Source organism: Pseudomonas sp. LAMO17WK12:I5, from assembly GCF_900215165.1.
GTDB lineage: Bacteria > Pseudomonadota > Gammaproteobacteria > Pseudomonadales > Pseudomonadaceae > Aquipseudomonas > Aquipseudomonas putida_A.
Genome location: NZ_OBDS01000016.1, coordinates 113,130 through 135,693 on the forward strand (window position 1 = coordinate 113,130; position 22,564 = coordinate 135,693).

Consider the following 22,564-nt stretch of genomic DNA (forward strand, 5'->3'; position numbering starts at 1 on the left):
AAAATTTGCAGGATTTAATCCGACAAGAAAGAACCAAAAAAAAGCCAGCGCATAGCGCTGGCTTTTTTATTCGTGCGTTAGCGATGGGACGATGGATCAGAAATCCAGGTTCGAAACCGCCAGCGCATTGCTCTCGATGAAGTCACGGCGAGGTTCGACCGCATCACCCATCAGGGTGTTGAAGATCTGGTCTGCGCCAATGGCGTCTTCGATGGTGACTTTCAGCATGCGGCGCACGCTTGGGTCCATGGTGGTTTCCCACAGCTGATCCGGGTTCATTTCACCCAGACCTTTGTAGCGCTGGATGGTGTGGCGCTTGGTGCTTTCGGCCATCAGCCAGTCGAGGGCTTCCTTGAACTCGGTGACCGCTTTCTTGCGCTCGCCACGCTGGATGTACGCGCCTTCGTCGAGCAGGGTGCTCAGTTGAGCGCCGAGGGTGACGACGGTCTTGTAGTCGTTGCTGCCGAAGAAGTCGCGGTTGAAGGTGACGTAGTTCGACAGGCCGTGGGAGATCAGCTCGACCTCTGGCAACCAAACGCCACGTTCACGATCTTCACGCAGGCTGGCCTTGTAGACTAGGCCCGACTTCTCGACGGTGCGCAGACGCACTTCGTACTGAGCCAGCCAGTCCTGCATCTTGGCGTGGTCGCCGAGCATTTCCAGGCTCACGGCCGGCAGGTAGATGAAGTGTTCGGTCAGTTCCTGCGGGTACAGGCGCGACAGACGCTTGAGGGTCTTCATCACCATGCGGAAGTCGTTCACCAGACGCTCGAGCGCTTCACCGGAAATGCCCGGAGCCTCTTCGTTCAGGTGCAGGCTCGCATCTTCCAGAGCCGACTGCGTCATGTACTCTTCCATGGCGTCGTCGTCTTTGATGTATTGCTCTTGCTTGCCCTTCTTGACCTTGTACAGCGGCGGCTGGGCGATGTAGATGTAACCACGCTCGATCAACTCCGGCAACTGACGGAAGAAGAAGGTCAGCAGCAGGGTACGGATGTGCGAACCGTCGACGTCAGCATCGGTCATGATGATGATGTTGTGATAGCGCAGCTTGTCGATGTTGTACTCTTCGCGACCGATACCGCAGCCGAGTGCAGTGATCAGCGTGCCCACTTCCTGGGACGAGATCATCTTGTCGAAGCGTGCTTTCTCGACGTTGAGGATCTTGCCCTTCAGCGGCAGGATCGCCTGGGTCTTGCGGTTACGTCCCTGCTTGGCAGAGCCGCCCGCGGAGTCACCCTCCACGAGGTACAGTTCGGACAGCGCAGGATCTTTTTCCTGGCAATCAGCGAGCTTGCCCGGCAGGCCGGCGATGTCCAGCGCGCCTTTGCGGCGGGTCATCTCACGGGCCTTGCGCGCCGCTTCACGGGCACGCGCCGCGTCGATCATCTTGCCGACGACCAGCTTGGCTTCGTTCGGGTTTTCCAGCAGGAAGTCGGAGAAGTACTTGCCCATCTCCTGCTCGACCGCGGTCTTCACTTCGGAAGACACCAGCTTGTCTTTGGTCTGCGAGCTGAACTTCGGATCCGGCACTTTTACCGAGATGATCGCGGTCAGGCCTTCACGGGCATCGTCACCGGTGGTCGCGACTTTGTGCTTCTTCGCCAGACCTTCCTGCTCGATATAGTTGTTCAGGTTACGCGTCAGTGCGGAACGGAAACCCACCAGGTGAGTACCGCCGTCGCGCTGCGGAATGTTGTTGGTGAAGCACAACAGGTTCTCGTTGAAGCTGTCGTTCCATTGCAGGGCGATTTCCACGCCGATGCCGTCTTCACGCTGGATGTTGAAGTGGAACACCTGGTTGACCGCAGTCTTGTTGGTGTTCAGATATTCAACGAACGCACGCAGGCCGCCTTCGTACTTGAACAGCTCTTCCTTGCCGCTGCGCTCATCCTTGAGGACGATGCCGACACCGGAGTTGAGGAAGGACAGTTCACGAATGCGTTTGGCCAGGATGTCCCAGCTGAAGTGAATGTTCTTGAAGGTTTCGCTGGAAGCCTTGAAATGGATCTGGGTGCCAGTGGTTTCGCTGTCGCCAACGATCGCCATCGGTGCCTGAGGTACACCGTGGACGTAGGTCTGTTCCCAGATCTTGCCGCTGCGGCGTACGGTCAGTACCAGCTCTTCGGACAGGGCGTTCACGACCGACACACCTACACCGTGCAGACCGCCGGATACCTTGTAGGAGTTGTCGTCGAACTTACCGCCAGCGTGGAGGACGGTCATGATGACCTCGGCGGCGGAAACGCCTTCCTCTTTGTGTACGTCTACCGGGATGCCACGGCCGTTGTCTTTGACGGTGATGGACTCATCCGGGTGGATGATGATGCTGATGTCGTCGCAGTGGCCGGCGAGGGCTTCGTCGATCGAGTTGTCGACCACCTCGAACACCATGTGGTGCAGACCGCTGCCATCGTCGGTGTCACCAATGTACATACCGGGACGTTTGCGTACGGCATCCAGGCCTTTCAGCACTTTAATGCTCGTTGAGTCGTACGTATTTTCTTCGCTCAATGCCTTCACTCCCGATGGTCGTGGGTCTGGGTGATACGGCCCTGTTCCACGTGGAACAGAGCGACTGGCGTTTCCGTCTGCCAGCCTTCCCTCAATAATTCGTGATCTACACAGGTGATGAAAACCTGGCAGCGTAAGTCTTCCAGCAAGCGGCACAGCGCGCGACGGTGGCTCTCGTCCAGCTCGGACGGCAAGTCATCCACCAGATAAATACACTGGCCGCGTCGGGCCTGGCTCACCAGATGCCCCTGGGCAATTCGCAAGGCACAAACCACCAGCTTCTGCTGACCCCGGGACAAGATGTCCGCGGCGTTGTGTGCGCCCAATCTAAGGCGCAAGTCAGCGCGTTGCGGTCCGGCCTGGGTATGACCCATTTGCTGGTCCCGTTGAACGGAGCCAGCCAGTACGGCACTCAATTCCCGGTCCTTGTCCCAGCCTCGGTAATAGCTGAGCGTCAAACCTTCAAGCTCAACCAGTTCGCTCAAGGTTTGTTCAAAGACTGGTTTCAAGGCTTTGATGTAAGCGCGGCGGTATTCATCGATTTCAGCGCTGGCCTGGCACAGCTCCCTGTCCCAAACCGCTTGCGAAACGGCGTCAAGTGTACCATGCCGCAGCCAGGAGTTTCTCTGGCGCAAGGCCTTCTGCAAACGCTGCCAGGTCGCCATGAAACGCGGTTCGACGTGGAACACGCCCCAATCGAGAAACTGCCGGCGAATCTTCGGCGCACCTTCGAGCAGGCGGAAGCTGTCGGGGTTGATCAGTTGCAGCGGCAGGATCTCTGCCAGTTGCGCGGCACTGCGAGCGTTCTGCCCGTCGATGCGGATCTGGAACTCGCCCTGACGGTCGCGAGATATCCCCAACGCACTGTGACCACCCTCGGCCAGTTCGACCTGACCGAACACCGTGCAGGCGAGTTGCTCGTACTGGATGACCGGCAACAGCCGCGTGCTACGAAACGAACGGGCAAGCCCCAGCAGATGAATGGCTTCCAGAACACTGGTTTTGCCGCTGCCGTTGGCGCCGTAAAGAATGTTGATGCGGGGGGAGGGGAAGAAGGTCACCGGGTGCAGATTGCGCACCGCGGTGACCGAAACACGACTTAAGGACATCCAGGATCAGCTGATTACAGACGCATCGGCATGACAACATAAGCCGAGTCGTCATTGTCGGACTCTTGCACCAGCGCACTGCTGTTGGAGTCGGACAGGATCAGGCGAACCTGTTCGGTGGTCATCACGCCCAGCACGTCGAGCAGGTAGCTCACGTTGAAGCCGATTTCCAGCGAACCGCCGTTGTATTCAACGCCCACTTCTTCTTCCGCTTCTTCCTGCTCCGGGTTGTTGGCCTGGATCTTCAACTGACCATTGGCCAGTTGCAGACGGATGCCGCGGTACTTCTCGTTGGACAGAATCGCGGTACGGCTGAACGCTTCACGCAGGGCCTGACGATCACCCAGTACCAGCTTGTCGCCACCCTTCGGCAGAACGCGCTCATAGTCCGGGAACTTGCCGTCGACCAACTTCGAGGTGAAGGTGAATTCGCCGGTGGTGGCGCGGATGTGGTGCTGACCCAGAACGATGCTGACGTTGCCGTCCGGCTCGGTCAGCAGACGCGCCAGTTCGAGGATACCTTTACGCGGCACGATCACCTGGTGGCGATCCGGCTGACCGATATCGGCCTGCATCGAGCACATCGCCAGACGGTGACCGTCGGTGGCCACGGCGCGGATCACACCGGCCGAGACTTCCAGCAGCATGCCGTTGAGGTAGTAGCGCACGTCTTGCTGGGCCATGGCGAAGCTGGTGCGTTCGATCAGTCGACGCAGTTTGCTCTGCTCCAGACTGCAGGTCAGCGAACCCGGGCCTTCTTCAACCGTCGGGAAATCGTTGGCCGGCAGGGTCGACAGGGTGAAACGGCTACGACCGGCCTTCACGACCAGCTTCTGCTCGTCGACCTTGATGTCGATCAGCGCGTCGTTGGGCAGGCTCTTGCAGATGTCCATCAGCTTGCGCGCAGGCACGGTGATGGAGCCGGTTTCAGCCGGCTCTTCGAGTTGCACGCGACCGACCAGCTCGACTTCCAGATCGGTACCGGTCAGCGACAGTTGCTGGCCATCGACGACCAACAGCACGTTGGACAGTACCGGCAAGGTCTGTCGGCGCTCGACGACGCCTGCGACCAGTTGCAGGGGTTTCAACAGGGCTTCGCGTTGAATGGTGAAATGCATGGTCTAGTCCCTTGCCTTAATAAGCTGCGCTGGAGTTCATCAAGTGGTCAGTGTACGCAGCAGGTTCTTGTAGTCCTCGCGGATGTCCGCGTCGGATTCCTTAAGTTCGTTGATCTTGCGGCAGGCGTGCAACACCGTCGTGTGGTCGCGACCACCAAACACATCGCCGATTTCCGGCAGGCTGTGGTTGGTCAGCTCCTTGGACAGCGCCATGGCCACCTGACGCGGACGTGCCACCGAGCGCGAACGGCGCTTGGACAGCAGGTCGGAAATCTTGATCTTGTAGTACTCGGCGACAGTGCGCTGAATGTTATCCACAGAGACCAGTTTGTCCTGCAGTGCCAACAAGTCTTTCAGGGATTCGCGGATCAACTCGATGGTGATGTCGCGGCCCATGAAGTGCGAGTGGGCGATCACGCGTTTCAGCGCGCCTTCCAGCTCACGGACGTTGGAACGAATTCGTTGGGCGATGAAGAAAGCCGCATCGTGAGGCAACTCGACTTTGGCCTGGTCGGCCTTCTTCATCAAGATCGCCACGCGGGTTTCCAGCTCCGGCGGTTCGACGGCAACCGTCAGGCCCCAGCCGAAGCGGGATTTGAGGCGCTCTTCAAGGCCTTCGATTTCTTTCGGGTAGCGGTCACTGGTAAGAATGACCTGCTGGCCACCTTCAAGCAGGGCATTGAAGGTGTGGAAAAACTCTTCCTGGGAACGCTCTTTACGGGCGAAGAACTGAATATCGTCGATCAGCAGAGCGTCCACCGAACGGTAGAAACGCTTGAACTCGTTGATCGCGTTCAGTTGCAGCGCCTTGACCATGTCGGCCACGAAGCGCTCGGAATGCAGGTACACAACCTTGGCATTCGGGTTCTTCTTTAATAAATGGTTACCCACTGCGTGCATCAAGTGGGTTTTACCCAGGCCGACGCCGCCATAAAGGAACAGCGGGTTGTAACCGTGCTTGGGATTGTCCGCCACCTGCCAGGCTGCCGCGCGGGCGAGCTGGTTGGACTTGCCTTCGACGAAGTTCTCGAAGGTAAAGGTGCGGTTCAGGTAGCTGGTGTGTTTGAGCGCGCCTTCGACCTGAACGGTGCGCTGTTCGGCGCGAACCGGGGCCTGTTGCGAGGCCGCACCGGCCATCGGGTCAAAGCTGTCGCGGGACGGCTCTTCACTGACTTCCTCGGTTTTCTGCGTCGAGCGCTTGGCCGGAGCTGCACTTGGAGCGGGTGCTGGCGCACTGGCCGGCACGGTATTGGCCTGAGCCTGGGACACCTGCGCAGCGGCCAACGGTGCGTTCGGCGCGGCACGCGGTGCCGAGCTGCGTTTGCTGCCTATTAATAAGGAAAGCGCTGGCGCCATGCCGTTGCCGTGCTCATCCAGCAGTTCAAGGACGCGACCGAGGTACTTTTCGTTGACCCAGTCCAGCACAAAACGGTTCGGTGCGTAGACGCGCAACTCGTCGCCTTCGGCTTCGACCTGTAGTGGACGGATCCAGGTGTTGAATTGTTGGGCAGGCAGCTCCTCGCGCAAAAGCTCCACGCACTGCTGCCAAAGTTCCACTGACACGGATATCCCCTAAGTTGAAAGCCGGTGAGGCAAAAACAAGCGGCCATTGTAGCGGCGAGCCGTCCACTTATCCACATGCAGGTTGTGTGGTGACCATGATTAATCAATGCGTTAAGCGGTAAAAAGGCGACCAACGGTGTGTGCATAAGCTCTGTGGATAACCGCCTCTGAGGGCACTGGACAACTGGGGGTGGAACTCGGTGGATAACCAGCCTGTGGATAACAGGCCATTCCACACACAGGTTATCCGACAGCGCAGCACAGGCTGAACACGGTTTTCCACTGTAGTTGTCATTCTCTGTACATCATGCTGTACAAGGGCTGAAGATGGTTATCCACAGAAGAGGGCGGTCCTAGCTTTTACAAGCTTTACAGAAAAGCTTTAAATAATTCCCTTCTTTATTTTTATGTCTGGCAAACAGGTTTTCGGTTCCGGAAGCTCCAGAGATCTATTTATAAGGAAACGCTGGTTGGAAATTGACCTGAAGGCTTGCTTTCTCTAGAATCCCCGGTCTCTTAAAACGGGGGCCATTCCGGCCCGTTGTGGACGAACCAGGTAACACGACATGAAACGTACTTTCCAACCAAGCACTATCAAACGCGCTCGTACCCACGGTTTCCGTGCTCGCATGGCTACCAAGAACGGTCGCGCTGTCCTGTCGCGTCGTCGCGCCAAAGGTCGTGCGCGTCTGGCAGTTTGATAATCCGGTACTGGAGGTGAGTCAGGACTTCAGTCGGGAAAAGCGTCTGCTTACCCCCCGGCATTTCAAGGCAGTCTTTGACTCCCCTACCGGCAAGGTTCCGGGGAAAAATCTCCTGCTCCTTGCGCGCAACAACGATCTTGATCACCCCCGTCTCGGGCTGGTTATCGGGAAAAAGAGCGTAAAGCTCTCCGTTGAGCGCAATCGCCTCAAACGTCTGATGCGCGAATCGTTCCGTCTGCACCAGGATTCTCTGGTCGGCTGGGATATCGTTATCGTCGCGCGCAAAGGTTTGGGCGACGTAGAAAACCCCGAATTGATTCAGCATTTCGGCAAACTCTGGAAGCGTCTGGCCCGTAACAAGCCAGTTCCAGCGGTCAAAACCGAAACTGTAGGGGTAGACAGTCCAGATGCGTAAACTGGCACTCGTTCCGATCCAGTTTTATCGCTACGCCATTAGTCCTTTGATGGCCAGTCACTGTCGTTTCTACCCCAGTTGTTCTTGCTACGCGTATGAAGCCATCGAAAATCATGGCCTTCTGCGCGGTGGCTGGCTGGCCTTTCGTCGTTTAGGTCGCTGTCATCCGTGGAATCCCGGTGGTTATGACCCGGTTCCACCTATCCCTACCTCCCGTTCTTCTTCGATGGCCGAGTAATCATGGATATCAAACGCACGATCCTGATCGTCGCCCTGGCAATCGTGTCCTACGTTATGGTTCTTAAATGGAACCAGGACTATGGCCAGGCTGCCCTGCCGACTCAGAATGTTGCTTCCAGTACGACTGCATCCGGTTTGCCGGACACCGTTCCTGGCAATAACGCTTCCGCCAGTGACGATATTCCGCGTGCCGCAAGCGACACCAGCGCACCTGTGGAAACCCCGGTCGCTGCCAGCAAGGATCTGATCCAGGTCAAAACCGACGTGCTCGATCTGGCGATCGATCCCCAGGGCGGTGACGTTGCTCAACTGACTTTGCCACTGTATCCACGTCGTCAGGATCGTCCTGATGTGCCGTTCCAGCTGTTCGACAACGGCGGCGAACGTACTTATCTGGCACAAAGCGGCCTGATCGGCACCAACGGTCCGGACGCAAGCCCGGCCGGTCGTCCGGTTTACGCCTCGGAGAAGAAAAGTTATCAACTGGCTGACGGTCAGGACCAACTGGTCGTCGACCTGAAGTTCAGCAAGGACGGCGTCAACTACATTAAGCGTTTCACCCTGAAACGCGGCCTGTATGACGTGACCGTGACCTACCTTGTGGATAACCAGAGCGCTCAGCCTTGGTCGGGTTCGATGTTCGCCCAACTGAAGCGCGACGCCAGTGCCGACCCTTCGTCGACCACTGCCACCGGCACCGCGACTTACCTGGGCGCAGCCCTGTGGACAAGTTCCGAGCCGTACAAGAAAGTGTCCATGAAAGACATGGACAAAGGTCAGCTCAAGGAAACCGTCACCGGTGGCTGGGTAGCCTGGCTGCAACACTACTTCGTGACTGCGTGGGTTGCGCCGAAAGGCGAAAACAACATCGTTCAGACGCGTAAAGACAGTAAAGGCAACTACATCATCGGTTACACCGGTCCTTCGCTGACCGCTGCACCGGGTGCGAAAGTTGAAACCAGCGCCATTCTGTACGCCGGGCCGAAAAGCCAGGCCGTACTGAAACAGTTGTCCCCAGGTCTGGAACTGACAGTCGACTACGGCATTCTGTGGTTCATCGCTCAGCCGATCTTCTGGCTGCTGCAACACATTCACGCGATTGTGGGTAACTGGGGCTGGTCGATTATCTTCCTGACCATGCTGATCAAAGGGATCTTCTTCCCATTGTCGGCCGCCAGCTACAAATCGATGGCGCGCATGCGTGCCGTTGCGCCGAAACTGGCTGCATTGAAAGAGCAACATGGCGATGACCGGCAGAAAATGTCGCAAGCCATGATGGAGCTGTACAAGAAAGAGAAGATCAATCCGCTGGGCGGCTGCTTGCCGATCCTCGTGCAGATGCCGGTTTTCCTTTCGCTGTACTGGGTTCTGCTGGAAAGCGTGGAAATGCGCCAGGCGCCATTCATGCTGTGGATCACTGACCTGTCGATCAAGGATCCGTTCTTCATCCTGCCGATCATCATGGGCGCGACCATGTTCATTCAGCAGCGTCTGAACCCGACTCCACCGGATCCGATGCAGGCGAAGGTCATGAAAATGATGCCAATCATCTTCACCTTCTTCTTCCTGTGGTTCCCTGCTGGTCTGGTGCTGTACTGGGTTGTGAACAACTGCCTGTCGATTGCCCAACAGTGGTACATCACGCGTAAGATCGAAGCGGCGACGAAAAAAGCCGAGGCGTAACTTACTCTGTGGATAACACCACTCAAAACGCCCCCTAGTGGGGCGTTTTGCTATCTGCCACTTTTGTCTGGATTCCGGTTTATGAGCGTACCTCGTGAAACCATCGCTGCTGTCGCCACCGCTCAAGGTCGCGGCGGTGTCGGCATCGTCCGTATTTCCGGGCCGTTGGCCAGCGTTGCAGCCAAAGCCATCAGCGGCCGTGAACTGAAACCGCGTTACGCGCATTACGGTCCGTTTTTCAGTGCTGATCAGCAGGTGTTGGACGAAGGACTGGCCCTGTATTTCCCGGGACCAAACTCGTTCACTGGCGAAGATGTGCTGGAGTTGCAGGGGCACGGTGGCCCGATCGTCCTCGATATGCTGCTCAAGCGTTGCCTGGAACTGGGTTGCCGTCTGGCTCGCCCGGGTGAATTCAGCGAGCGCGCGTTCCTCAATGACAAACTCGACCTGGCTCAGGCCGAGGCGATCGCCGACCTGATCGAAGCCAGTTCGGCACAGGCTGCACGCAATGCCTTGCGCTCACTGCAAGGGGCGTTTTCCCAGCGTGTGCATAACCTCACCGAACAACTGATCGGGTTGCGTATCTACGTCGAAGCCGCCATCGACTTCCCGGAAGAAGAAATCGACTTCCTTGCCGATGGCCATGTGTTGAGCATGCTCGACAAAGTGCGCGATGAACTGTCCATAGTGCTTCGCGAGGCCGGGCAGGGGGCTTTGTTGCGTGACGGCATGACCGTGGTGATCGCCGGTCGGCCGAATGCCGGCAAGTCCAGTCTGTTGAATGCCCTGGCCGGCCGCGAAGCCGCGATCGTGACCGAAATTGCCGGCACCACCCGGGATATCCTGCGCGAACATATCCACATCGACGGCATGCCGCTGCATGTTGTCGATACGGCAGGTCTGCGTGATACCGATGATCAGGTGGAAAAGATCGGCGTCGAGCGTGCGTTGAAAGCGATCACTGAAGCGGATCGGGTGCTGCTGGTAGTCGATGCCACCGCGCCGGAAGCTGCAGACCCGTTTGCACTTTGGCCGGAATTCCTCGAAACCCGTCCGGATCCGGCGAAAGTCACCTTGATTCGCAACAAGGCTGACCTGACGGGTGAAGCGATCTCTCTGGAAGTCAGCGACGATGGCCACGTGACCATCAGCCTCAGCGCCAAATCCGCTGGCGAAGGGCTGGAATTGCTGCGCGAACACCTCAAGGCCTGCATGGGCTATGAGCAAACCTCGGAAAGCAGCTTCAGTGCCCGTCGCCGTCATCTGGAGGCTCTGCGCCATGCCAGTGCAGCGCTGGAACATGGTCGCGCACAGCTGACGTTGGCCGGTGCCGGTGAGCTGCTGGCCGAGGATTTACGTCAGGCCCAGCACTCTCTGGGAGAAATCACCGGGGCATTCAGCTCCGATGACCTGCTTGGCCGGATCTTTTCCAGCTTCTGCATCGGTAAATGACCAAAGAGGCTGTGGACATATCCACAGCCTCTTTTCGTTTCACCAGTTGTAAGACACCGTACCGAGTAAGGTGCGATCTTCGCCCCAGTAGCAACGGCCAGCATCGTTGCATCCCGAGACATATTCCTTGTTGAACAGGTTCTTCGCATTCAGGTCGACGCTCCAGTGCGTGTCGATCTGATAACCGATGGCCGCATCCACCAATGTGACATCGCCGGCATCCAGCTTGCCGTATAGCGAAGGCGAGGTGTAGGCGAAGGCACTGTCGAAGTAACGCACGCCGCCACCCACGTACAAACCTTTCAAATCGCCATCAAGGAAACGGTACTTGGTCCAGACCGACGCCTGATTTCGTGGCACGCCGGTCATCTGGTGGCCTTTGACCAACGAGGTCGCCGCGTCCTTGGTAATCCGCGCGTCGGTGTAGGTGTATGCCGCTGTCACATTGAGGTTCTGGGTCAGATTGCTGTTGAGTTCCAGCTCCACGCCTTTGGAACGGCTTTCGCCTACTTGGCGGTAGGTCGATGTGGTCGAGTCGAAGTAGGTGTCGTCCTTTTTGCGCAAGTCATATACCGACGCGGTGAACTCGGTATCCCAGCCGATCGGTTCGTACTTGAGGCCCACTTCGTATTGGCTGCTGGTGATCGGATCGAGCGGTGTGCCGGCATTGGAAATCTGCTGTACCGGTACGAACGAGGTGGAATAGCTGACATACGGCGTCATGCCGTTATCGAACTGGTACATCACGCCGCCCTGGTAGGTGAACTTCTTGTCCTCGGAACTGATGTTACTGCCCTTGGCCACTTTGTCGCGGAAATCACTGTCGACCCAGTCCTGGCGCCCGCCGAGCAAGAACAACCAGTGGTCATATTTGCTCTGGATCTGGGCATAAACACCTTTCATCTGTTGTTCGAGCAGGGTGTTCTGCACCGCAATCGGTGTAGTCGGATCGCGCAAGTAAACCGGGTCGTAGATATCGATTGGCCCGACGATGCCGGCATTCCAGTCCTGATTGAACGAAGTGCGGTCGTAGCTGGCGCCGAACAGCACGGTGTTTTCCAGCTCGCCGACCTGGAATTTGCCTTCCAGTTGGTTATCCAGCGAATACACCATGGATTTGTTGAAGCGATCGTACGCGGTCATGTTCAGGCGCGTGCCGAACCCGGCGTTGTTCAGGTTGCCGGGCCAGGTCTCGTGGCGGGTGATTCGCGACTGCATGTAGCGCGAATTCTGGCGGAACTGCCAGTCATCGTTGAAGGAATGGCTAAACTCATAACCGGTGCTCCAGGTTTCCCGTTCGAAGGTGTTCCAGTCCGGATCGCCAAGCATGGTGCCTTTGGATAGCTTGCCGTTGGGATTGCTCAGCAATGTGCCGGCCGCCGGCAGACCCAGTTCCATATTGGTGTGATCTTTCTGGTAGTTGGCCAGCAGGGTCAGGGTGTTGAAGTCGTCGAAATTCAGGGTCAGCGACGGGGCGATGTAAATGCGGTCATCCGGTACGTGATCGGTCTGGGTGTCTGACTTGCGTCCGAGCATCACCACTCGTCCCAACACATTGCCGCTGTCGTTGAGTGGCCCGGACACATCGATGCCAATCTGCCGGCGATTATTCGAGCCATAACCCAGTTGCACTTCGCCGAGTGGAGCTGCGGTCGGCCGCTTGCTCACCAGATTCACCAGGCCGCCCGGTGCGTTTTCCCCATAGAGCAAGGACGATGGTCCACGGAAAATTTCCACGCGCTCCAAACCGTAAGGTTCGGTGCTGGTGTCATAACGGTTGCCTTGCACGCGAAGTCCATCGCGCAACAGGCCGTAGCCGTAATCGGTGGCGTTGAAACCACGAATGAAAAACAGATCGCCGGCCAGGCTGTCGCCCGCTGCAAACGGTGGGGCGAAGATGCCGGGAACGTAGCCGAGTACCTCGGTGAGCGTCTGAGATTTCTGATCTTTCATGCGCTGTGCGGTGACGACTGACACAGAACGTGGTGTTTCCGACAACGGCGTGCTGGTTTTCGTACCGATCCGGCTGTTCTGCGCCCTATAGCCGACGTCGGCGGCGTAATCCAGATCCATCGGATTGGCCAATTGCCCGTTGATGTTGGTCGGGGCCAGCTCCAGCAAATCACCATTGGGCAGCGCCTGCAGAATGTAGCTACCCGGCGCTTGAGGTACGGCTTGCAAACCTGAGCCTTGCAGCAGTTGGGCGAATCCCTGTTCGACGGTGAAGTTGCCGTTCAGTCCGGTACTGCGTAAACGGTTGGTCTGCTGCGGCGAGAACGACAGAATCACGTTTGCAGTGGAGGCGAATTGGCTCAAAGCATTGTCCAGCGGGCCGGCAGCAATGGTGTAGCGCTGCGCGACCGTTGCCGCGAAGGCGTTATTGGTCATTGCCAGGCAGGACGCGGCACTGGTCATCAGTAGGCTGTAGGCAATGCAGTGGTGGGAAAAACGCTGACGGAACGTAGGAAGACGCATGTGTGGATAAGCCCTGAAGGTGGCGAAGAGCCGCGTTTATCGCGATTACCTGTAGGGCCGGGTCAGGACAAAAAAAGATAACCCTGCTTTCGATTTTTTTCCCCAGGAGATTTTCAATCAGACGCTATGGCTGATCGAGACCCAGTAACGGGTGAAGTAGCGGACGTTGATCGGTAACGAGGCCTGAAGATTGGCCAGCACGGCATCGGTGGAATCGAGCCGAAAGGTGCCGGATACGCGTAGATCCCGGGCACGACTATCGCAGTGCATAACACCGCTGCGATAACGCCCCAGCTCTTCGATTACCGCGCCCAGCCGCGCATCGAGCACAATCAGCTGGCCGTTGGTCCAGGCCACTGCCGAGGATTTAAAGGGGTAAAGGACCCCGATATGCCGACTATCGAAATCCGCACCTTCGCCTGCTTTCAGGATCATCGCGCTCGTTGATCGATCAGCGGGTTGCACGCTGACCCGATCTTCCAGTACGCCGACCCGCGTTGAGCCCGACAACTTATGCACAGAAAAACGGGTACCCAACGCTTGAATTCGGCCATCCGCGGTTTCGACCAAAAACGGCCGCTGATCGCCGAGCTTGCCGGTCTGAATGAGGATTTCACCCGAGCGCAAACGAATCAGCCGTTGCGTTGCGTCGAAAGATACATCGATGGCCGTATCGGTATTGAGCTGAATCTGGCTGCCATCGGCCAATGAGATGTTGCGACGCTGGCCAACGCCGGTTTTGTAATCAGCCCAGGCATTTCCAAGGGAGGTATGTTGTTGGGCGTTCCAGCCAAGGATCCCCGTCCCTGTCGCGAGCAGTAATAATTTCAGGATCTGGCGCCTTTGTTGGCCGGTATTCAGTGCGCGACGTTTCAAATCCAGCGGCAAAGTGCCGAGCTGACGCTGCAGTTGTTCCATCTGGTTCCAGGCCGCCAGATGTGCTGGATCGCTATCTATCCACAGTTGCCAGGCTTTTTGATCGGCGAGAGTCGGCGGATCGGCCTGAAACTGCACGTACCAACTGGCAGCCGCTTCGAAAACCTTGCGGTTCGGTGCAGTGGGCATCAACGCTGCGCCATGATCAGGGCACATTCCGTCAGGGCGCGGATCATGTGCTTCTTTACTGTGGTCAGGGAAACCTGCAACTGCGCAGCGATCTGTTGATAAGTCAAACCGTCGATCTGCGAAAGCATGAAGATCTTCTGGGTTCGCGCGCCCAGACCGGCCAAGGCTTTATCCACAGCGATCAGGGTTTCGATGATCAGCGCCTTGTCTTCTTCGCTGATGGCGGTGGCTTCTGGTCGAGCAGCCAAGGTCTGCAAGTAGGCAACTTCGATGGCCTGTCTTCGATAGCGATCAATGACGAGGCCGCGTGCAATGGTCGCCAGATAATCCCGCGGTTCGCGAATCTGCGACGCATTACGTGCCGCGAGGATCCGCACAAAAGTGTCATGCGCGACATCGGCAGCATCGCAGGCGTCGTGCAGTTTGCCCTTGAGCCATCCATACAGCCACGAATGGTGTTGCTCGTAGATTTGCTCGATCGCAGCATGATGGGCGGGTAGGGACATGGGAGAAACTGACGAGTTAATGATAATGGCTATTATTAGCCTCTGTTACGTTCTCTCACAATAGCCCTGTCACATCCCACTATCGACTTCATGCTCGTCTCCGATCTCTCGGTGGCGTTTTACTGCGTCCTGAAAAAACCGTCTGGTTGAATTTCTGTGGATTAAGCCCTGTGAATAACTGCCAATGAGGTCAGTTGATAACAGGGCGTGAAAACTGGATATAACTGCCTCTGTGGATAACCACCCCATTCATCCACAGGCTTAAACCGGTTATCCAAGGGCCTCCTGAGGACCTGATAACAGGGTTTTGAAACTCTGTACACATTGAATAATAAGGCCTGTAGCAATCTATCCACAGAAAGGTCGGTCAGTAAGAATAAGCATTAAAACAAAGGTTTTATAAATTTCTCTCTTTTTTATTCTTTTAACCTCGAGTTCTCCACAGCTGGTTAAATTTTGTGCAAAGGGTTCTTTAGGGAGGGCGAAGTCCCTATACTTGTCGACCAGGTCCAGAAACCTGATCTCAAACTATTCCTGAATACCTACTTAAGCAGGCACGAGGTGCGTGGTGGATTTCCCTTCCCGTTTTGAAGTGATCGTCATCGGCGGCGGTCATGCCGGTACCGAGGCAGCACTGGCCTCAGCACGTATGGGGGCAAAAACCCTGTTGCTGACGCATAACGTGGAAACCCTCGGTGCCATGAGCTGCAACCCGGCCATCGGTGGCATTGGCAAAAGCCATTTGGTCAAGGAAATTGACGCCCTCGGCGGCGCGATGGCCATGGCTACCGATCTGGGCGGCATCCAGTTTCGCGTATTGAACAGCCGCAAAGGTCCGGCCGTACGAGCGACCCGTGCGCAAGCCGACCGTATTCTGTACAAGGCCGCTGTCCGCGAAATTCTGGAAAACCAACCGAACCTGTGGATATTTCAACAGGCCGCTGACGACCTGATCGTCGAGCAGGACCAGGTACGCGGTGTTGTCACGCAAATGGGTCTGCGGTTCTTCGCCGATTCCGTGGTGTTGACCACTGGTACGTTCCTCGGTGGACTTATCCACATCGGTTTGCAGAATTTCTCCGGCGGTCGTGCCGGTGACCCGCCGTCGATTGCCCTGGCACATCGTCTGCGTGAACTGCCGCTGCGTGTCGGTCGCCTGAAAACCGGTACGCCACCGCGCATCGATGGCAAATCTGTGGATTTCTCGGTCATGACCGAGCAACCGGGCGATACGCCGATCCCGGTCATGTCGTTCATGGGCAACAAGGAACAACATCCGCGCCAGGTCAGTTGCTGGATTACCCATACCAACGCCCGCACCCACGAAATCATCGCGGCGAACCTCGATCGTTCGCCGATGTATTCCGCTGCCGGCGAAATCGAAGGCATCGGTCCGCGCTACTGCCCGTCGATCGAAGACAAGATTCATCGCTTTGCTGACAAGGAAAGCCATCAGGTGTTCATCGAGCCGGAAGGCCTGACCACCCATGAGCTGTACCCGAACGGGATATCCACAAGCTTGCCGTTCGACGTGCAATTGCAGATCGTGCAATCGATCCGCGGCATGGAAAACGCGCACATCGTGCGTCCGGGTTATGCGATCGAGTACGACTACTTCGACCCGCGTGACCTGAAATACAGCCTGGAAACCAAAGTCATCGGCGGTCTGTTCTTCGCTGGTCAGATCAACGGCACCACCGGTTACGAAGAAGCTGGTGCGCAAGGTTTGCTCGCCGGGGCCAACGCCGCGCTGCGTGCCAAGGGCAAAGAAGCCTGGTGCCCGCGTCGCGATGAAGCGTACATCGGCGTGCTGGTCGACGACCTGATCACCCTCGGTACCCAAGAGCCGTACCGCATGTTCACTTCCCGTGCCGAGTACCGCCTGATTCTGCGCGAGGACAACGCCGACCTGCGTTTGACCGAAAAAGGTCGTGAACTGGGTCTGGTCGATGACGCGCGTTGGGCGGCCTTCTGCAAGAAACGCGAAAGCATCGAACTCGAAGAGCAGCGCCTGAAGAGCACCTGGGTTCGCCCGGGCACCCAGCAGGGCGATGCGATTGCGGAAAAATTCGGCACGCCGCTGACTCACGAATACAACTTGCTCAACCTCTTGAGCCGTCCGGAAATCGACTACGCTGGTCTGGTCGAAGTGACCGGGCAGGGCGCCGAAGATCCACAGGTCGCCGAACAGGTTGAAATCAAGACCAAATACGCCGGTTACATCGACCGTCAACAGGACGAAATCGCCCGTCTGCGCGCCAGTGAAGACACGAAATTGCCTGTGGATATCGATTACACCAACATTTCCGGTCTCTCCAAGGAGATTCAGAGCAAGCTCGGTGCGACGCGTCCGGAGACGCTCGGCCAGGCTTCGCGGATCCCGGGCGTGACCCCGGCAGCGATTTCGCTGTTGATGATTCATTTGAAAAAACGCGGCGCGGGCCGTCAGTTGGAGCAAAGCGCTTGAGTTCTAAGGTCACTTCGCAACACGCCGAAGAGTTATCCACAGGAGCCCGCGAGCTCGGTGTCAATCTCAGCGCGGCCCAGCACGAATTGCTGCTGGGCTACCTGGCCCTGTTGATCAAATGGAACCAGGCCTACAACCTGACTGCAGTTCGCGATCCTGACGAAATGGTTTCGCGGCATTTGCTCGATAGCTTGAGCGTGATGTCGTTCATCGAAAACGGCCGCTGGCTCGATGTCGGCAGTGGCGGCGGCATGCCCGGCATTCCGCTGGCGATCCTGTATCCGGACTCGCAAGTGACCTGTCTGGACAGCAACGGCAAGAAAACCCGCTTCCTGACTCAGGTCAAACTCGAACTCAAACTGGATAACCTGCAAGTTACCCACAGTCGCGTCGAAGCCTTCCAGCCTGCCCAGCCATTCAACGGGATCATTTCCCGGGCTTTCAGCAGTATGGAGAACTTCACCAACTGGACTCGCCACCTCGGCGATGCCGACACGCGCTGGCTGGCAATGAAGGGCGTTCATCCGGCCGATGAGCTGGTAGCATTGCCGGCAGACTTCAAACTCGATAGCGAACACGCCCTGGCCGTACCCGGTTGCCAAGGCCAACGCCATCTGCTGATACTGCGCCGCACGGCATGATTGGGAACACAAGCAAGAATGGCTAAGGTATTCGCGATAGCGAACCAGAAGGGTGGTGTGGGCAAGACCACCACCTGCATCAACCTCGCAGCATCCCTGGTCGCGACCAAGCGCCGGGTGCTGTTGATCGATCTCGATCCACAGGGCAACGCCACCATGGGTAGCGGTGTGGATAAACATGGCCTGGAAAACTCGGTCTACGACCTGCTGATCGGCGAATGCGATCTGGCCCAGGCCATGCACTACTCCGAGCACGGCGGTTATCAACTGCTGCCGGCCAACCGCGACCTGACCGCGGCTGAAGTGGTGCTGCTGGAAATGCAGATGAAGGAAAGCCGTCTGCGCAGCGCGCTGGCGCCGATCCGTGAAAACTACGATTACATTTTGATCGACTGCCCGCCGTCGCTGTCGATGCTTACGCTGAACGCATTGGTTGCCGCCGATGGGGTGATTATCCCCATGCAGTGCGAATACTTTGCGCTCGAAGGCTTGAGCGACCTTGTGGATAACATCAAACGCATTGCCGAACTGCTGAACCCCAACCTCAAGGTCGAAGGTCTGCTGCGCACCATGTACGACCCGCGGCTGAGCCTGATGAACGATGTTTCGGCGCAGCTGAAGGAACACTTTGGCGAGCAGCTGTACGACACGGTGATCCCGCGCAACATCCGCCTGGCCGAAGCACCGAGCTACGGTATGCCGGCACTGGCCTACGACAAGCAATCGCGCGGCGCGCTGGCCTATTTGGCACTGGCGGGCGAGATGGTTCGCCGTCAGCGCAAAAATTCACGCATCGCCGCTGCCCAGCCAACTTAAGGAATCCCCATGGCCGTCAAGAAACGAGGTCTCGGACGTGGACTGGATGCACTGCTGAGTGGTCCGACCGTCAGCGCGCTGGAAGAACAGGCGGCGCAGGCCGATACCCGTGAACTGCAACATCTGCCGCTGGACCTGCTGCAGCGTGGCAAATACCAGCCACGCCGCGACATGGACCCGCAGGCGCTGGAAGAGCTGGCGCAGTCGATCAAGGCGCAAGGCGTGATGCAGCCGATCGTGGTGCGCCCGATTGGCGGTGGCCGCTTCGAAATCATCGCCGGTGAACGCCGCTGGCGCGCCAGCCAGCAGGCCGGCCAGGAAACCATCCCGGCGATGGTCCGTGATGTGCCGGATGAAACCGCGATCGCCATTGCGCTGATCGAGAACATCCAGCGTGAAGACCTGAACCCGATCGAGGAAGCCGTCGCCTTGCAGCGACTGCAGCAGGAATTCCAGCTCACTCAACAGCAGGTGGCCGAGGCTGTGGGTAAGTCCCGCGTGACTGTGGCTAACCTGTTGCGACTTATTGCACTGCCTGAAGTCATCAAGACCATGCTGTCCCACGGTGACCTGGAAATGGGTCATGCCCGTGCTTTGCTCGGTCTGCCGGACAATCAGCAGGTGGAAGGGGCGCGACATGTTGTCGCACGCGGCCTGACTGTGCGCCAAACCGAGGCACTGGTTCGTCAGTGGTTGAGTGGCAAACCGGAGCCTGTGGAAGCGGCCAAACCCGACCCGGATATCGCCCGGCTCGAACAGCGTCTGGCCGAGCGCCTAGGCTCTGCGGTGCAGATTCGCCACGGCAAGAAGGGAAAAGGTCAGCTGGTGATCGGTTACAACTCACTCGATGAGCTTCAAGGTGTGCTCGCACACATCCGCTGAAACATTTCCTCATGTAGCGCGCAGTCGGAAATCACTACCTGACAGTTGAATAGGGGCAGAACCGCCCCTATACTCTGCGCGCATTTTGTCGGCACAAATTATGCCAAGTTATTGAATTCTGGCAGCCGACCATTGGAGAGCAAACGTGATGGAAACCCGCAAGCCAAACCGCCTGCCGTTCCATCGCCTGGCGGTTTTTCCGGTGTTGATGGCTCAATTTGTCATTTTGCTCATTGCCGCTTTGGCGCTCTGGCAATGGCACGGAGTCGTTGCCGGATACTCGGGACTTTGCGGAGGCCTGATAGCCTTGCTGCCCAATGTTTATTTCGCTCACAAGGCATTTCGGTTTTCCGGCGCCCGAGCAGCCCAGTCCATCGTCCGGTCATTTTATGCCGGCGAGGCAGGCAAACTGATTTTGACGGCAGTGCTGTTTGCACTGGTGTTTGCAGGTGTGAAGCCATTGGCGCCGATCGCAGTATTCGGCGCTTTCGTGCTGACTCAGTCGGTCAGCTGGTTCGCTCCCCTGCTGATGAGAACAAGACTTTCGAGACCTTAGGGCGTTTGAGGCAACCATGGCAGAAACAACCGCTTCGGGCTATATCCAGCACCACTTGCAGAACCTGACCTTCGGTCAGCTACCTAACGGCGGCTGGGGCTTTGCCCATACCGCAGCAGAAGCCAAGGAAATGGGCTTCTGGGCTTTCCACGTCGATACCCTCGGCTGGTCGGTCGCGCTGGGTCTGATCTTCGTTTTCCTTTTCCGCATGGCGGCAAAGAAAGCAACATCGGGTCAGCCAGGTGCTTTGCAGAACTTCGTTGAAGTATTGGTCGAATTCGTCGATGGCAGCGTGAAAGACAGCTTCCATGGCCGTAGCCCGGTGATCGCACCGCTGGCACTGACCATCTTCGTCTGGGTGTTCCTGATGAACGCCGTCGACCTGGTACCGGTCGACTGGATTCCTCAGCTGGCCATCCTGATCACCGGCGACCACCACATCCCGTTCCGTGCCGTGTCGACCACCGACCCGAACGCGACCCTGGGCATGGCGTTCTCGGTTTTCGCACTGATCATTTTCTATAGCATCAAGGTCAAGGGCATCGGCGGCTTCATCGGCGAACTGACCCTGCACCCGTTCGGCAGCAAGAACATCTTCGTTCAGGCCCTGCTGATCCCGGTGAACTTCCTGCTGGAATTCGTGACCCTGATCGCCAAGCCGATCTCTCTGGCCCTGCGTCTGTTCGGCAACATGTATGCCGGCGAGCTGGTGTTCATTCTGATCGCTGTGATGTTCGGCAGCGGCCTGCTCTGGCTGAGTGGCCTGGGCGTTGTTCTGCAGTGGGCGTGGGCTGTGTTCCACATCCTGATCATCACCCTGCAGGCGTTCATCTTCATGATGCTGACCATCGTCTACCTGTCGATGGCGCACGAAGAAAACCATTAAGAGCAGCCTCGGCTGATCTGATGTCCCTCCCGGTCAAACGGGAGGGGGCTCTTAACCGGGCCTCTGAAACGATTTGTTTTACCGCTTTAATCTAAAAAACCTAAACCATACGACGTAAAAGTCGGGAGGAAAGATGGAAACTGTAGTTGGTCTAACCGCTATCGCTGTTGCACTGTTGATCGGCCTGGGCGCACTGGGTACCGCAATTGGTTTCGGCCTGCTGGGCGGCAAGTTCCTGGAAGGCGCAGCGCGTCAGCCAGAAATGGTTCCAATGCTGCAAGTTAAAATGTTCATCGTTGCCGGTCTGCTCGACGCCGTAACCATGATCGGTGTTGGTATCGCTCTGTTCTTCACCTTTGCGAACCCGTTCGTTGGTCAGATCGCTGGCTAATTACCCGGATTCTTCCGAGTAATTTGGTGTGATGGACAACGTAACTGCGAGGTGTTGGCGTGAACATTAATGCGACCCTGATTGGCCAGTCCGTTGCGTTCCTGATTTTTGTACTGTTCTGCATGAAGTTCGTATGGCCTCCGGTCATCGCTGCTCTGCACGAACGTCAAAAGAAGATCGCTGATGGTCTGGACGCTGCCAGCCGTGCAGCTCGCGACCTGGAGTTGGCCCAAGAGAAAGCGGGTCAGCAACTGCGCGAAGCGAAAGCTCAGGCAGCTGAAATCATCGAGCAAGCCAAGAAACGCGGTAACCAGATCGTTGAAGAGGCTGTTGAAAAAGCCCGTATCGACGCTGACCGTGTGAAGGTTCAGGCTCAAGCCGAGATCGAACAGGAACTGAACAGTGTCAAAGACAAGCTGCGCGCCCAAGTGGGCTTGCTGGCTGTCGGCGGCGCCGAGAAGATCCTGGGTGCCACAATCGATCAAAACGCGCACGCAGAGCTGGTTAACCAACTGGCTGCTGAAATCTAAGCGAGGGCGATCATGGCAGAACTGACCACGTTGGCCCGACCTTACGCTAAGGCGGCCTTCGAGCACGCTCAGGCCCACCAGCAACTGGCCAATTGGTCAGCCATGCTCGGCCTGGCTGCAGCGGTGTCGCAAGACGACACCATGCAGCGCGTGCTCAAGGCCCCGCGACTGACGAGCGCAGAAAAGGCCGCCACGTTCATTGACGTGTGCGGCGACAAGTTTGATGCCAAGGCACAGAACTTCATCAATGTCGTTGCCGAAAACGACCGTCTCCCGCTTCTGCCGGAGATCGCCGCTCTGTTCGACCTGTACAAGGCCGAACAAGAGAAGTCGGTAGACGTTGAAGTGACCAGTGCTTTCGCATTGAACCAAGAACAGCAAGACAAACTCGCCAAGGTTCTCAGTGCACGACTCAACCGGGAAGTGCGCCTGCAAGTTGCGGAGGATGCTGCCCTTATAGGGGGTGTCGTTATCCGCGCCGGCGACCTGGTTATCGATGGCTCGATTCGCGGCAAAATCGCGAAACTTGCCGAAGCATTGAAATCTTGAGT

Annotated in this window: 21 protein-coding genes; 14 read left to right on the top strand and 7 right to left on the bottom strand. The window is 57.3% G+C overall.

Going from position 1 to position 22,564, the window contains the following annotated elements; translation table 11 throughout:
- Positions 1 to 96: 96 nt before the first annotated feature.
- Genes gyrB through dnaA form a run of 4 tightly spaced genes read right to left on the bottom strand, consistent with a single transcriptional unit; the run spans position 97 to position 6,304 of the window.
- Positions 97 to 2,514: a DNA topoisomerase (ATP-hydrolyzing) subunit B gene (gene gyrB / locus CRO59_RS25905; RefSeq protein ID WP_007960764.1), complete on the bottom strand. Its 2,418-nt coding sequence runs from the start codon at positions 2,512 to 2,514 to the stop codon at positions 97 to 99.
- Positions 2,515 to 2,519: 5 nt separating this feature from the next.
- A complete protein-coding gene (gene recF, locus CRO59_RS25910; RefSeq protein WP_097090228.1) occupies positions 2,520 to 3,623 on the bottom strand; it encodes a DNA replication/repair protein RecF in 1,104 nt (367 codons plus the stop codon).
- Positions 3,624 to 3,637: 14 nt separating this feature from the next.
- Positions 3,638 to 4,741 (bottom strand): DNA polymerase III subunit beta, encoded by a 1,104-nt coding sequence (dnaN, locus tag CRO59_RS25915; protein ID WP_003220202.1) that lies wholly within the window; start codon positions 4,739 to 4,741, stop codon positions 3,638 to 3,640.
- A 39-nt stretch (positions 4,742 to 4,780) separates the two neighbouring features.
- Entirely contained in the window at positions 4,781 to 6,304 is a 1,524-nt protein-coding gene (dnaA, locus tag CRO59_RS25920) for a chromosomal replication initiator protein DnaA (protein ID WP_095139791.1), read from the bottom strand.
- 566 nt (positions 6,305 to 6,870) lie between these two features.
- Here dnaA and rpmH point away from each other — a divergent pair.
- The 5 genes from rpmH to mnmE all read left to right on the top strand — a co-directional run bounded on the left by rpmH (position 6,871) and on the right by mnmE (position 10,798).
- Positions 6,871 to 7,005, top strand: coding sequence for a 50S ribosomal protein L34 (gene rpmH / locus CRO59_RS25925; protein ID WP_003213577.1), 135 nt, complete (start codon positions 6,871 to 6,873; stop codon positions 7,003 to 7,005).
- Between the two features lie 16 nt (positions 7,006 to 7,021).
- Positions 7,022 to 7,423: a ribonuclease P protein component gene (gene rnpA, locus CRO59_RS25930; RefSeq protein WP_011336726.1), complete on the top strand. Its 402-nt coding sequence runs from the start codon at positions 7,022 to 7,024 to the stop codon at positions 7,421 to 7,423.
- The gene (gene yidD / locus CRO59_RS25935) at positions 7,416 to 7,661 is read left to right on the top strand and encodes a membrane protein insertion efficiency factor YidD (RefSeq protein ID WP_080761984.1); all 246 of its coding nucleotides are present in this window, start codon (positions 7,416 to 7,418) and stop codon (positions 7,659 to 7,661) included. The genes rnpA and yidD overlap by 8 nt, the downstream gene beginning before the upstream one ends.
- A gap of 2 nt (positions 7,662 to 7,663) precedes the next feature.
- Positions 7,664 to 9,346, top strand: coding sequence for a membrane protein insertase YidC (gene yidC, locus CRO59_RS25940; protein ID WP_027610285.1), 1,683 nt, complete (start codon positions 7,664 to 7,666; stop codon positions 9,344 to 9,346).
- A gap of 81 nt (positions 9,347 to 9,427) precedes the next feature.
- Positions 9,428 to 10,798 (top strand): tRNA uridine-5-carboxymethylaminomethyl(34) synthesis GTPase MnmE, encoded by a 1,371-nt coding sequence (mnmE, locus tag CRO59_RS25945; protein WP_097090229.1) that lies wholly within the window; start codon positions 9,428 to 9,430, stop codon positions 10,796 to 10,798.
- 39 nt (positions 10,799 to 10,837) lie between these two features.
- Here mnmE and CRO59_RS25950 read toward each other — a convergent pair whose 3' ends face one another.
- From CRO59_RS25950 to CRO59_RS25960, 3 genes are all read right to left on the bottom strand, one after another.
- A complete protein-coding gene (locus tag CRO59_RS25950; protein WP_097090230.1) occupies positions 10,838 to 13,273 on the bottom strand; it encodes a TonB-dependent siderophore receptor in 2,436 nt (811 codons plus the stop codon).
- A gap of 117 nt (positions 13,274 to 13,390) precedes the next feature.
- Positions 13,391 to 14,338, bottom strand: a complete 948-nt coding sequence (locus CRO59_RS25955) for a FecR domain-containing protein (protein WP_097090231.1) — start codon at positions 14,336 to 14,338, stop codon at positions 13,391 to 13,393.
- Complete coding sequence (locus tag CRO59_RS25960; RefSeq protein ID WP_097090232.1) at positions 14,338 to 14,844, bottom strand: sigma-70 family RNA polymerase sigma factor; 507 nt, start codon at positions 14,842 to 14,844, stop codon at positions 14,338 to 14,340. The genes CRO59_RS25955 and CRO59_RS25960 overlap by 1 nt, the downstream gene beginning before the upstream one ends.
- A gap of 568 nt (positions 14,845 to 15,412) precedes the next feature.
- Here CRO59_RS25960 and mnmG point away from each other — a divergent pair.
- From mnmG to CRO59_RS26005, 9 genes are all read left to right on the top strand, one after another.
- Positions 15,413 to 17,311 carry a tRNA uridine-5-carboxymethylaminomethyl(34) synthesis enzyme MnmG gene (gene mnmG, locus CRO59_RS25965; protein WP_007960775.1) on the top strand — a complete coding sequence of 633 codons (1,899 nt, stop codon included), beginning with the start codon at positions 15,413 to 15,415 and terminating at the stop codon, positions 17,309 to 17,311.
- The gene (gene rsmG / locus CRO59_RS25970; RefSeq protein WP_097090233.1) at positions 17,308 to 17,952 is read left to right on the top strand and encodes a 16S rRNA (guanine(527)-N(7))-methyltransferase RsmG; all 645 of its coding nucleotides are present in this window, start codon (positions 17,308 to 17,310) and stop codon (positions 17,950 to 17,952) included. Before mnmG ends, rsmG begins: the two co-directional genes overlap by 4 nt.
- Before the next feature lie 18 nt (positions 17,953 to 17,970).
- Entirely contained in the window at positions 17,971 to 18,768 is a 798-nt protein-coding gene (locus tag CRO59_RS25975) for a ParA family protein (RefSeq protein WP_003229787.1), read from the top strand.
- Positions 18,769 to 18,777: 9 nt separating this feature from the next.
- Positions 18,778 to 19,650, top strand: a complete 873-nt coding sequence (locus CRO59_RS25980; protein WP_007960777.1) for a ParB/RepB/Spo0J family partition protein — start codon at positions 18,778 to 18,780, stop codon at positions 19,648 to 19,650.
- A 148-nt stretch (positions 19,651 to 19,798) separates the two neighbouring features.
- A complete protein-coding gene (locus tag CRO59_RS25985; protein ID WP_003229783.1) occupies positions 19,799 to 20,206 on the top strand; it encodes a F0F1 ATP synthase subunit I in 408 nt (135 codons plus the stop codon).
- 16 nt (positions 20,207 to 20,222) lie between these two features.
- The gene (atpB, locus tag CRO59_RS25990) at positions 20,223 to 21,092 is read left to right on the top strand and encodes a F0F1 ATP synthase subunit A (protein ID WP_007960779.1); all 870 of its coding nucleotides are present in this window, start codon (positions 20,223 to 20,225) and stop codon (positions 21,090 to 21,092) included.
- A 133-nt stretch (positions 21,093 to 21,225) separates the two neighbouring features.
- Positions 21,226 to 21,483 carry a F0F1 ATP synthase subunit C gene (gene atpE, locus CRO59_RS25995; RefSeq protein WP_003097235.1) on the top strand — a complete coding sequence of 86 codons (258 nt, stop codon included), beginning with the start codon at positions 21,226 to 21,228 and terminating at the stop codon, positions 21,481 to 21,483.
- Positions 21,484 to 21,542: 59 nt separating this feature from the next.
- Positions 21,543 to 22,013 (top strand): F0F1 ATP synthase subunit B, encoded by a 471-nt coding sequence (locus tag CRO59_RS26000; protein WP_011336718.1) that lies wholly within the window; start codon positions 21,543 to 21,545, stop codon positions 22,011 to 22,013.
- Positions 22,014 to 22,025: 12 nt separating this feature from the next.
- Positions 22,026 to 22,562: a F0F1 ATP synthase subunit delta gene (locus CRO59_RS26005; protein ID WP_007911956.1), complete on the top strand. Its 537-nt coding sequence runs from the start codon at positions 22,026 to 22,028 to the stop codon at positions 22,560 to 22,562.
- Positions 22,563 to 22,564: the final 2 nt, after the last annotated feature.

Coding starts and splice junctions, on each gene's coding strand:
- CRO59_RS26005 (WP_007911956.1), top strand. CDS start 22,026: ATGGCAGAACTGACCACGTTGGCCCGACCTTACGCTAAGGCGGCCTTC.
- atpB (WP_007960779.1), top strand. CDS start 20,223: ATGGCAGAAACAACCGCTTCGGGCTATATCCAGCACCACTTGCAGAAC.
- CRO59_RS25950 (WP_097090230.1), bottom strand. CDS start 13,273: ATGCGTCTTCCTACGTTCCGTCAGCGTTTTTCCCACCACTGCATTGCC.
- dnaN (WP_003220202.1), bottom strand. CDS start 4,741: ATGCATTTCACCATTCAACGCGAAGCCCTGTTGAAACCCCTGCAACTG.
- CRO59_RS25975 (WP_003229787.1), top strand. CDS start 17,971: ATGGCTAAGGTATTCGCGATAGCGAACCAGAAGGGTGGTGTGGGCAAG.
- CRO59_RS25985 (WP_003229783.1), top strand. CDS start 19,799: ATGGAAACCCGCAAGCCAAACCGCCTGCCGTTCCATCGCCTGGCGGTT.
- atpE (WP_003097235.1), top strand. CDS start 21,226: ATGGAAACTGTAGTTGGTCTAACCGCTATCGCTGTTGCACTGTTGATC.
- CRO59_RS25960 (WP_097090232.1), bottom strand. CDS start 14,844: ATGTCCCTACCCGCCCATCATGCTGCGATCGAGCAAATCTACGAGCAA.
- yidD (WP_080761984.1), top strand. CDS start 7,416: ATGCGTAAACTGGCACTCGTTCCGATCCAGTTTTATCGCTACGCCATT.
- yidC (WP_027610285.1), top strand. CDS start 7,664: ATGGATATCAAACGCACGATCCTGATCGTCGCCCTGGCAATCGTGTCC.
- CRO59_RS25955 (WP_097090231.1), bottom strand. CDS start 14,338: ATGCCCACTGCACCGAACCGCAAGGTTTTCGAAGCGGCTGCCAGTTGG.
- mnmE (WP_097090229.1), top strand. CDS start 9,428: ATGAGCGTACCTCGTGAAACCATCGCTGCTGTCGCCACCGCTCAAGGT.
- recF (WP_097090228.1), bottom strand. CDS start 3,623: ATGTCCTTAAGTCGTGTTTCGGTCACCGCGGTGCGCAATCTGCACCCG.
- CRO59_RS25980 (WP_007960777.1), top strand. CDS start 18,778: ATGGCCGTCAAGAAACGAGGTCTCGGACGTGGACTGGATGCACTGCTG.
- rpmH (WP_003213577.1), top strand. CDS start 6,871: ATGAAACGTACTTTCCAACCAAGCACTATCAAACGCGCTCGTACCCAC.